Annotated in this window: 7 protein-coding genes and 1 pseudogene; 6 read left to right on the top strand and 2 right to left on the bottom strand. The window is 72.7% G+C overall.

From position 1 onward, the window contains the following. Positions 1-248: 248 nt before the first annotated feature. The 3 genes from ACWEV0_RS29180 (at position 249) to ACWEV0_RS29170 (ending at position 7,002) form a co-directional block, all read left to right on the top strand. Positions 249-4,001 carry a HAMP domain-containing protein gene (locus ACWEV0_RS29180; RefSeq protein ID WP_453152610.1) on the top strand — a complete coding sequence of 1,251 codons (3,753 nt, stop codon included), beginning with the start codon at positions 249-251 and terminating at the stop codon, positions 3,999-4,001. Positions 4,002-4,116: 115 nt separating this feature from the next. Continuing rightward, positions 4,117-6,561: a SpoIIE family protein phosphatase gene (locus ACWEV0_RS29175; RefSeq protein ID WP_453152609.1), complete on the top strand. Its 2,445-nt coding sequence runs from the start codon at positions 4,117-4,119 to the stop codon at positions 6,559-6,561. 54 nt (positions 6,562-6,615) lie between these two features. Continuing rightward, the gene (locus tag ACWEV0_RS29170) at positions 6,616-7,002 is read left to right on the top strand and encodes an STAS domain-containing protein (protein WP_453152608.1); all 387 of its coding nucleotides are present in this window, start codon (positions 6,616-6,618) and stop codon (positions 7,000-7,002) included. A 40-nt stretch (positions 7,003-7,042) separates the two neighbouring features. On the opposite strand, the gene ACWEV0_RS29165 is transcribed toward ACWEV0_RS29170, so the two are convergent. Next, positions 7,043-7,555: a MarR family transcriptional regulator gene (locus tag ACWEV0_RS29165; RefSeq protein WP_453152607.1), complete on the bottom strand. Its 513-nt coding sequence runs from the start codon at positions 7,553-7,555 to the stop codon at positions 7,043-7,045. 590 nt (positions 7,556-8,145) lie between these two features. Between ACWEV0_RS29165 and ACWEV0_RS29160 the strand changes: the two genes are divergently transcribed. After that, the gene (locus ACWEV0_RS29160; RefSeq protein WP_453152606.1) at positions 8,146-8,592 is read left to right on the top strand and encodes an ATP-binding protein; all 447 of its coding nucleotides are present in this window, start codon (positions 8,146-8,148) and stop codon (positions 8,590-8,592) included. A 685-nt stretch (positions 8,593-9,277) separates the two neighbouring features. After that, positions 9,278-9,448 (top strand): annotated as a pseudogene (locus tag ACWEV0_RS29155) (SsgA family sporulation/cell division regulator); the annotation flags it as partial. Between the two features lie 24 nt (positions 9,449-9,472). Here ACWEV0_RS29155 and ACWEV0_RS29150 read toward each other — a convergent pair. Next, positions 9,473-9,895, bottom strand: a complete 423-nt coding sequence (locus ACWEV0_RS29150; RefSeq protein ID WP_453152605.1) for an ATP-binding protein — start codon at positions 9,893-9,895, stop codon at positions 9,473-9,475. A gap of 170 nt (positions 9,896-10,065) precedes the next feature. On the opposite strand from ACWEV0_RS29150, the gene ACWEV0_RS29145 reads away from it, so the two are divergent. Continuing rightward, positions 10,066-10,923, top strand: coding sequence for an RNA polymerase sigma factor SigF (locus ACWEV0_RS29145; protein WP_453152604.1), 858 nt, complete (start codon positions 10,066-10,068; stop codon positions 10,921-10,923). The last annotated feature ends 35 nt before the right edge of the window (positions 10,924-10,958 follow it).

The raw sequence follows: 10,958 nt of genomic DNA, 5'->3' as shown, positions 1-10,958 counted from the left end.
CCCGGCACCTCCGTCAGGAGCGTGCCGGGCCGTCGCATGCCTTCCGCCGGGGGCCGGAGGGGAGGGGTTTCGGCCAGATGCCCCGGCACCGCGCTCCTCCAGTCGATCACGGAGCGGTAGTGTCGTCATGATTGCCGTACGGCAACGATCGCGGCAGCCGGAGCCGTCCCGGGGGAGCGGACGTCCGGCGCGCGGCACGGGCCGCGCGGCCCGTGTTGCGCAAGCTTGGTGGGGAACGAGGACGGTGCATGTCTGAGACGACGACCAGGAGCTCCTCCGGCCGGGAGCACCTCGGACCGGCCGCGGTGGTCGAGCCCGAACTCCGTCAACTGCTGGCCGGGCTCACGGCCGTGCGGGACGGCGACTTCGGCACCCGTCTGCCGGACGAGGCGGACGGGCTGATGGGCGAGATCTCCCGGGTGTTCAACGGCATGGTCGACCAGCTTTCCGTGTTCACCTCCGAAGTGACGCGGGTCGCGCGCGAGGTCGGGACGGAAGGGACGCTCGGCGGACAGGCCGCCGTGCCCGGTGTCTCCGGGACCTGGGCCGACCTCACCGACTCCGTGAACGCGATGGCCGGCAACCTCACCACCCAGGTCCGCGACATCGCCCATGTGGCGACTGCCGTCGCCAACGGCGACCTCTCCCAGAAGATCGACGTGGCCGCGCGCGGCGAGATCCTGGAGCTGAAGAACACCATCAACACGATGGTCGACCAGCTGTCGGCCTTCGCCGACGAGGTCACGCGCATGGCCCGTGACGTGGGCACCGAGGGCATCCTCGGAGGACAGGCCGACGTGAAGGGCGTCTCCGGTACCTGGCGCGACCTCACCGACTCCGTCAACTCGATGGCGGGGAACCTCACCGCCCAGGTGCGGGCGATCGCCCACGTCGCCTCCGCCGTCGCCGGCGGCGACCTGTCGAAGAAGGTCGACGTGGACGCCCGGGGCGAGATCCTGGAGCTGAAGACGACGATCAACACGATGGTCGACCAGCTGTCGGCCTTCGCCGACGAGGTGACCCGGGTCGCCCGCGAGGTCGGCACCGAGGGCCGGCTCGGCGGCCAGGCCAGGGTGCCGAACGTGGCCGGCACCTGGAAGGACCTCACCGACAACGTCAACTCCATGGCGAACAACCTGACCGGACAGGTCCGGAACATCGCCCAGGTCACCACCGCCGTCGCCAACGGCGACCTGTCCAAGAAGATCGACGTGGACGCGCGGGGCGAGATCCTGGAGCTGAAGACGACCATCAACACCATGGTCGACCAACTGTCCTCGTTCGCGGCCGAGGTGACCCGGGTCGCCCGCGAGGTCGGCAGCGAGGGCCGGCTCGGCGGCCAGGCCGAGGTCGAGGGGGTTTCCGGTACCTGGAAGCGGCTGACCGAGAACGTCAACGAGCTGGCGGGCAACCTCACCCGCCAGGTTCGCGCCATCGCCGAGGTCGCGAGCGCCGTCGCCGAGGGCGACCTCACCCGCTCGATCACCGTCGAGGCGTCGGGCGAGGTGGCCGAGCTCAAGGACAACATCAACGCCATGGTCGGCTCGCTGCGCGAGACGACGCGGGCCAACCAGGAGCAGGACTGGCTCAAGTCCAGTCTGGCCCGGATGTCCGCGCTGATGCAGGGTCACCGCGACCTGGCCGTCGTCGCCGAACTCGTCATGGACGAGCTGACCCCGCTCGTGGCCGCCCAGTACGGCGCGTTCTACCTCGCCGAGGAGGGCCCCGACGGCGTCGAGCTGGGCCTCGTCGGATCCTACGGACGCCCCGCCGGCGACCGGGACCGGGTCCGCTTCCGGCTGGGCGAGTCGCTCGTCGGACAGGCCGCCCGCAGCCGCCGCACCATCGCCGCCGAGAACGTCCCCGCCGACTACGTCACGATCTCCTCGGGTCTCGGCAGCACGTCCCGGGGCAGCCTCGTGGTGCTGCCGGTCGTCGTCGAGGACCAGGTGCTGGGCGTCATCGAGCTGATGTCCTTCAGCCCGTTCACCTCCGTGCACCGGGACTTCCTGGAACAGCTCATGGAGACCGTCGGCGTCAACCTGAGCACCATCGTCGCCAACGCCCGCACCGACGAACTCCTGGACGAGTCCCAGCGCCTGGCCGGCGAACTCCGCTCGCGCACCGAGGAGCTCCAGGTACGGCAGGAGGAACTCCAGCGCTCCAACGCCGAGTTGGAGGAGAAGGCGGCCCTGCTCGCCACGCAGAACCGCGACATCGAGGCCAAGAACCTTCAGATCGAGCAGGCCCGGCAGGAGCTGGAGGACCGCGCCCAGCAGCTCGCCATGGCCTCCACGTACAAGTCGGAGTTCCTGGCCAACATGAGCCACGAACTGCGCACGCCGCTCAACAGCCTGCTGATCCTGGCCCAGCTGCTGGCCCAGAACCCGACCCGCAACCTCACGGCCAAGCAGGTCGAGTACGCCGGCATCATCCACTCGGCCGGATCCGACCTGCTCCAGCTGATCAACGACATTCTCGACCTCTCCAAGGTTGAGGCCGGGAAGATGGACCTCAACCCGGAGCGCGTACCCATGCGCAGGCTCCTCGACTACGTCGAGGCCACGTTCCGCCCCCTCACCTCGCAGAAGAGCCTCGCCTTCGCGGTCTCCACGGCCGCCGGCGTCCCCGTCGACCTCGTCACCGACGACACGCGGCTCCGGCAGGTGCTGCGCAACCTGCTGTCGAACGCCGTCAAGTTCACCGAGCACGGCAGCGTCGAACTGCGCATCGAACCGGCCTCGGACGGCGAGCTGCCCGTGTCCGTGCAGCGCGGCGGCCCCGTCGTCGCCTTCCGCGTCACCGACACCGGGATCGGCATCGCCCCCGAGAACCTGGAGGCCATCTTCGGCGCCTTCCAGCAGGCGGACGGGACGACCAACCGCAAGTACGGCGGCACCGGCCTCGGCCTCTCCATCAGCCGTGAGATCGCGTACCTGCTCGGCGGCGCCCTCACCGTCACGAGCGTGCCCGGCGAGGGCAGCACCTTCACCCTCTACCTCCCCGTCACCCGCACCGACTTCACCGAGCAGCCCGACCCCGCCGCCTCGACGGCGGACCCCTCGGCGGTGCCCACCGTCCCGGCCCCGGCCCGGGGTGACGCGCTCGCGCTGCCCGGCGCCCCCGCCTCCCGGCCGACCCGGCGCCTCCTCGTGATCGAGGAGCGCCCGCGCGGGCTCCTCGCCGTCGTCGCCGAGAACGCGGTCACCCAACTCGCGGCCGACGGCGGGCACACGGGCCGGGCGGACATCGAACTGATCGCGGTCGTCGGCCCCCAGGAGGCCGCCTCCGCGCTCGCCACCCAGCCGTTCCACTGCGTCGTGCTCGACGTCGACATGGCGGACGGCGACGCCCTGCGCTTCCTGGACGCCATGGACGGCGACGAGGCGCTGCGCACCGTCCCCGTCCTCGCCCACAACAACCGCCGGCTCCCCGCCGACGAGGAGGGCGTCCTCCAGGACCTCGCCCGCCGCCGCCCCCTGGAACTCCTCTCCAGCCTCGACGAGCTGCGCGAGCGGATCGCCCTCCACCTGTCCGCGGAGCAGCCCGGCGACGTCGTGCCCCTGGTGCGCGGCGACCACTGGGCGCCCGCGCCCGGGGCCGTCGACACCACCCTGCACGGCAGGACCGTCCTCGTCGTCGACGACGACGCCCGCAACCTGTACGCCCTCAGCGGCATCCTGGAGCTGCAAGGCATCACCGTGCTGCGCGCCGAGAACGGGCGGAAGGGGGTCGAGACGCTCCTGGCGAACCCGGCCGTCTCCCTCGTCCTGATGGACGTGATGATGCCGGAGATGGACGGCTACACGGCGACCGCGCGGATCAGGGAGCTGCCGCAGTACGCGGACCTGCCCGTGATCGCCGTCACCGCGAAGGCCATGCCCGGCGACCGGGAGAAGAGCCTCGCGTCCGGGGCCAGCGACTACGTCACCAAGCCCGTCGACGCCGACGAACTCATCGCCTGCGTCAGCCGCTGGCTCGACGGCGGGGCGGCCTCGTGACCGCCCCCGCGGGACCGCCCCGCGCTCCCCGCCCGGCCCCGGAGCGCCGGACCGGCGCACCCCGGCCCCGTCCGAACGGCGGCCCCGGGGCCGCCCCGACCGAGGAGTCGCCGACGTGAGCGGCCCCCGCTTCCCGGGCGGAGACCCGTCCGCCGGCCCCGCCGAGACAGCCGCCGCCGCGCCCCCGGCCCCCGGCACCGCCGCCCCGTACCCCGCCGACGGCCGACTGGCCGCCACGGTGGAACGGCTGCGCGGCGAGGTGCGCGCCGCGCACGCGGCGGCCGAGGGCCGCGCCCTGATCGAACTCGCCAAGGGGGTCATCGTCGAGCGCCTGGGCTGCGGCCCCGCCCAGGCGGCCCGCCAGCTCGCGGAGCTCGCCGAACGCGCCGGACTCTCCCGGCTGGAGCTGGCCGCGGACATCATCAACCAGGCGGCCCGGGACCGGATGGCCGAGGCGGCGGACGAGTTCATGAGGACGGCCGTCGGCGAGCCCGCCGCCACCGCCCCCGCCGCCTCGGTCGCCGTGCGGCTGCGCACGGCGGAGAGCGCGGCGCTCAGCGCCGGCGACACCCAGGCCGTCGCCGAATCGCTGCTCCGGCACGCCCTCGAACCCCTGGGTGCCGTCGCCGTGGCGATCTGGACCACCGGCCCCGACACCTCGCTCAGCCTGCGCGGCCACGCCGGCTTCGGCCTCGACGAGGCGGCCCGCTGGCACTACGTGCCGCCAGGGGTGACCACCGCCGCCCGCCAGGCGCTCATCGAGCGCCGCACCGTCCGGTACGCCTCGCTGGCGGCCGCGGGCATCCCCTCGATCGGCCGCGCGCACCACCCCGACGGCGGCCGGGTCGTCGTCCCCGCCGGGACCGGCGGCCGCATCCACGGCGTCCTGGAGATCTGCTGGGGCCGTCCGCTCGACCCCCTGCCGCAGGCCGTGGAGCGCCAGATCGAGGCCCTCGCCGAACTCTGCGCCCACACCCTGGAGGCGTTGCCCGAGGCGTCCCCCGGGGGCTTCCCCGTCCCCGGCGGCTTCCCGGCTCCCGACGGGGACGGGGCGCCGGCGCTGGCCGAACTCTCGGACGGGCTCTACGACCCCGCCCTCGTCCTCACCCCCCACATGGACGAGGCGGGGAAGCTCGTCGACTTCCGCATCCGGCACGCCAACGCGCACTTCCAGGATCCGGCCGGACGACCCCGCGGCTCCGTCGACGGCGCCCTGCTCCTGGAGGCGTACCCGGCGGCGGCGGGCGGCAGCGAACTCTTCGAACGGATCGAGCGGGTCTACGCCACGGGGGAGCCGTTCCGTGCCCGCCGGGTCCGGCTCACCGCCCTGGTGGACGAGGTGCCGCTCGCCTCGCTCGCCGACATCAGCATCAGCCGGTACGGGGCCTGCGTCCTGCTCATCTGGCGCGTCGAGGACGAGTCGGCACGCCTCGCCAGCCTCCTCCAGCACGCCCAGCGCCTCGGCCGGGTCGGCGCCTTCGAGGAGGACGTCGTCACCGGCGACATCACCTGGCACGGCCAGCTGTACGAGCTCTTCGGCCGCCGGAAGACGGAGCCACCGGTCGCCCTGCGCGACCTCGCCGCCCACGCCCACCCCGACGACGCCGACACCATCCGCCGCTTCCTCCAGCAGGTGCTGGGCCGGCGGCGGGTGGGCTCCACCGCCTTCCGCATGCTCCGCCGCGACGGCGTGACGCGGCACATCCGGGTGACCGCCGAACCCGCCCTGGGCACCGACGGCGGTCTCCAGGCCGTCCGGGGCGCCTACCAGGACATCTCGGCGCAGCACTGGACCGAGGTCGCCCTCACGGCCACCCGCGACCGGCTGGTGGCGACGGAGGAGGCGGCCGAGGAACGCAACCGGCTCACCCTCCAGCTCCAGCACGCCATCATGCCGCCGGCCATGCCGCCGCTCGACGCGCCGGGACTCGACGTCGCCGTGCGCTACCGTCCCGCCGAGTCGGAGTCCCTGGTCGGCGGCGACTGGTACGACGCGGTCGTGCTGCCGTCCAAGAAGGTGCTCCTGTGCGTCGGGGACGTCGCCGGCCACGGAGTGGAGGCCGCCACCGGCATGGTGGTGCTGCGCAACGCCCTCCGCGGCCTCGCCGTCACGGGCGCGGGTCCGGGGCAGCTGCTGTCCTGGCTCAACAGCGTCGCCCACCATCTCACGGCCCAGGTGACGGCCACCGCCGTGTGCGGCATCTACGACCCCGGGAGCCGGACGCTGCGCTGGGCCCGCGCGGGACACCTCCCGCCGGTGCTGGTCCGCGGGGACGAGGCGTTCGACCTGCCGCTCCTGCGCGGGTTGCTGCTGGGAGCCCTCGCGGAGGCCGAGTACGAGGAGACGGAGCTGCGGCTCGAACCCGGCGACACGGTGCTGATGTACACCGACGGGCTCGTCGAGCGGCGGGACACCGCCGTCCAGGATTCCGTCGCCCAGCTGCTCACCGTCGCCCGGCAGCCGTCCGACAGCCTCGAACGCCGGCTGGACCAGCTGCTGGCGCGCAGCAAGTCGGACACGGACGACGACACGTGCGTGGTCGGTGTCCAGGTGTCCTGACTCCGTCCGCCCCCCAAGACCGGCCCCACCCCACCCCATTGGAAAGCAGGCCATATGTCCGAGCGAGAACCGAACCTGGACGTCGACGTCGAGATCCGCGACGACCGCACGGCGGTGCTGACCGTGGCGGGTGAGCTGGACATGGAGACGGCCGGCCGGCTGCAGGACCTTCTGACGGAACAGCTCGGCCAGGGGCGGCGCCGTCTCGTGCTGGACCTCTCCGCCCTCGGTTTCATGGACTCCTCGGGGCTGAACGTCCTGATCAGGGCGGTCAACCGGGCGCGGGAGACCGGCGGCGACCTGTATCTCGCCGCACCGACCTCGGCCGTGCTCCGCATCCTGGAGATCACGGGTGTGACGACGACCATCCCGCCGCACGACGGCGTGGCGGCCGCGCTGGCCGCGGCCGCCGACGCCGACGCCGACCAGGGACGGCCATGACATGGGCGTGCGCCAGGCGGGAGCCGGCGTCGCGCGCGCATCAGGCCGAACTGACGCCCTTCAGCGGCGTGCGGGCGGGTGACGAGGCGGCCGGTCCGCTCCCTCCCACGGCCTCGTGGAACCCGGTGAGGCCCCGCAGCAGCGCCTTGCGGCTCGTCGGCGACATGTCCGCGATGACCTCGAGCAGGGCCTCCTCGCGCTGGACCCTGAGGTCCCGCAGGTACGCCTTGCCGCGCACGGTCAGATACAGCTCCAGCTGTCGACGGCTCACGGGGCTGGGCAGCCGCTGCACGAAGCCCAGCGCCTCCAGCCGGTCGCACATGCGGCTCACCGAGGGCGGGGCGGAGCCGAGCAGCTCGCCCAAGGTGCGCAGGCTGATGCCCTCCTCGCGGTCCAGGCTGTACAGCACGCGCAGCTGACCCGCCGAGACGGGTGTCGACGACACCATGTCCCGGCCGCGCTCCCACAGCACTTCCAGCAGTTCGACGAGCTCCCGGGTGGACGCGGCCGTCCGCTGCCGCTCCCGTGACGGCGGGGCGGGGTTGCCGTTCATGCCTGCCGACCCTCCTCGGACGTCCCGGGCCGGGGGCAGCGGCCTTGCGACGGACCGGTCATCTCCACATCTCCCCAGAAGGCGGTACGGATCCGGTGGAACGACACGTGACAGCGGAAGGCGACTGCGCGGGCCACACCTCCGCCTGGACTCCCTCCGTACCAGTCTCGCGCACCTGCCCGCCGCGACCCCTGCCACCTGCTGCTCGTCGACGACGGATGCACGACCCTGCGCCAGGTGGAGCCCGTCGTGACACCTGCCGGGATGCCGCACGCGCCCTTGGACGTGGGCCCCGCCGGCCGCGTCTTCAGCACTCGGCAACCATATCTTTTCCGAGATGTCGGGCCCACGGCGACCGCTCACCGGCCCGTCACGGTTCGCGGCGACCGGTTCGGCGTCCTGGCCGTCGGCGCCCCCACGGCACCGGAGAGCCGACGGCGAAGGGGCCCTGCGGCGCGCCGGACGCCGCCCCCTTGACGCGCTGCCGGCAGGTGTGATCCGCGTTGCGGGCGGTGTGGGAACCATGAACAGGGGAAAGGCGGGTACGAGGAGCCCAGCCGCCGACCCAGGACGAGGGGAGTACCAGCGTCATGACGGACGCGATCACCGCGGAGCGCGCGGTCCCGGAGCCCCTGCTGTCCGCCGGCGCCGTCTACGACGACGCCTCCCGCGGCGGCGCGATAGCCTCCGCCCGCGCCTTCACGGCCGAGTTCCTCGCGGCCGCCCCGACCGTGCTGCCCGGACCGGTCGGTGAGGAGCGCGTCGAGCTCGCGCAGCTGGTGGTCAGCGAACTGGTCACCAACGCGATCCGGCACACGGCCGGCCCCTGCCGGCTCCTCCTCGAACTGGGCCACGACGTCCTGGAGATCTCGGTCTTCGACCAGGAGGCCGCCGCCCCCGTGCCCCGCGGACACGACCCCCGCCGCATCGGTCAGCACGGCGTCGAGATCGTCGTCGCCATCTGCGACAGCCTGACCGTGGAGCCCGCCCCGGAGGGGAAGCGGGTCCGCGCCCGCCTCTCCCTCCTGGCGCGGTAAGCCGGCGCGGCCGGCCCACGGGACCGGCGAGTGCGCTGACGCGCCGGCGATCACCGCCACCTCACCCCCCCCAGGGAGGCACCGCGGGCCGTCATCCGGCGGCCGCCCCCCCACGCCCGGCCGACCTCCCGGCAACGCCGGGGTCGACCCGGGCGTCACCGGGGTCCTCGCCGTGGACCGCGGGGGAGAGGCGCGACACTCCACCACGCCATCGCCACACCGACACCGAACACCAGGACCAGCACGACCGGCACGACAGAATCCTTCCGGGAGCGGACCGCGTTCGAGGATCCGACTGACCGCGAACACCACGCCGAAACGCCTTCCTCCGTCATGAATCCGGCGGAGCACCGGCGCGGCAGAACAGGAAAGAGAGCGCCTGAGGCGCGTACCGGAGGAGAAGACGGCCGTGCTCGCCGCCCACCACCTCGGCGAAGCGGCCCTCGTGGCGAGCAGCGCGGCGCAGGGTCCTCGTCCCCTCGCTCCCTGACGGCCTTTCACGACCTTCACCGAAGCGTGACACCATCGCCACATCCGTCACGGCGGCACGAGGTGTAACAGGGGCGGGACGGGTCAGGCGGACACCGCACCCGCTCGCTGACAGCCTCTCAGCCGGAGAACGCCATTGCCCCGACACCCCGTCGCGCCGCTCCCCGCACCGCGCGTCCTCACTCGCCCCGTGGCCATGGAACTGCTCACCCCGGACGCGGCGGTCCGGATCGACACCACTGTCGGCTACGACTCCCGCGACCCCCACGCCGTGAGCATCGCCTTCCATCTTCTCGGCGAGGACCCGGCGGTGTGGCGCCTCGACCGCGAGATGGTACTCACCGGATCGCTGCGGCCCACCGGCGCAGGCGATGTCCGGGGATCGGCTCCCTCAGCCGGGACGGCCGGGGGCGGCCAAGCGGAAACAGGCCGTGACGTCCTTGCCCCGCGGGCAGGGGCGGGTCCGCACGTCGTCGGCGAGCGCGTCGACCAGGAGCAGTCCGCGCCCGCCCAACGCGCCGTCGTCCGGGCTGCGCTGCTCGGGGGCCAGCCGCGAGGCGTCGTGCACGGTGACGTGCAGGCACTCCTCGTCCCAGGTGAGGATCAGCTGCGCGTCGCTGTGGGCGTGCACATGGGCGTTGGTGACGAGTTCGGAGACCGTCAGCACGACGGAGTCCGCCACGCCGGGGGCGGTACGGTCCCAGCCGAGCGCCGCCAGGTGCTCACGCGTCCAGTCCCGGGCCGCCTTCACGCTGCTGCCTATCGGCAGCGACCGCGCCCAGCCGACGGCCCTCATCGAGGGATCCCGTGTCATGACTCTCCTTCGGACGACCAGGTTGAGGTTCCGTCTGCCCATGGACCGGCAGAAGGGAACCGACCGAAAACACGAGAGGAGTTGGCGGGTGTGGACGTGAGGAGTCCGGGTAGGCGAGCAGCCTCAGGGCCACGCATCCCGATGAGGAACACACGTGAAAGGGGAAAGGTGTGACGGTCACCACGATGTCGACCACGGGAGTCGAGTCCGGAGTGGGGACGCTGCCACAGATCCCGGACACGATGGCGGTCGCGCCCAAGGACGCGAGGACCCTGTCGAAGGTCTTCTTCCAGGAGCTCGCGACGCTGGAGGAGGGGACGCACGAGTACCAGTACGCCCGCAACACGCTCATCGAGATGAACATGAGCCTGGTCCGCTACGCCGCCGGGCGGTTCCGCCACCGCGCCGACGAGATGGAGGACATCGTCCAGGTCGGCATGATCGGCCTGATCAAGGCGATCGACCGGTTCGAGCTGTCGCGGGAGGTCGAGTTCACCACGTTCGCCGTCCCCTACATCGTCGGCGAGATCAAGCGGTTCTTCCGGGACACCTCCTGGGCGGTCCACGTACCCCGCCGGCTCCAGGAGGCGCGGGTGGAGCTGGCCAAGGCGACCGAGGAACTCGGCACCCGCCTCGGCCGGATGCCGACGGTCAAGGAGCTGGCCGACCTGATGAGCCTCACCGAGGAGGAGGTCACCGAGGCACGGCTGGCCTCCAACGGCTACAACTCCTCGTCCCTGGACGCCGCCCTCAGCGGCGACGACGAGGACGGCGACGCCTCACTGGCCGACTTCATCGGCAGCGAGGACCCCGCCATGGCGCTGGTGGAGGACTTCCACTCGCTGGCCCCGCTCATCGCCGACCTCGACGAGCGCGACCGCCGGATCATCCATCTGCGGTTCGTCGAGGAACTGACCCAGGCTCAGATCGGTGAACGGCTGGGCTGCTCGCAGATGCACGTCTCGCGGCTGCTCGCACGCACCGTGAAGCGCCTGCGCGAGGGCCTACTGGGCACCAGCGCCGGCTGATCCGCCCGGCCCGCACGGCTCCAGGCTTCCCGCCC

The sequence above is a fragment of the Streptomyces sp. NPDC003943 genome, assembly GCF_053605265.1.
The sequence above is the reverse complement of the archived record's forward strand: the minus strand, read 5'-3'. Positions and strand labels throughout refer to the sequence as shown.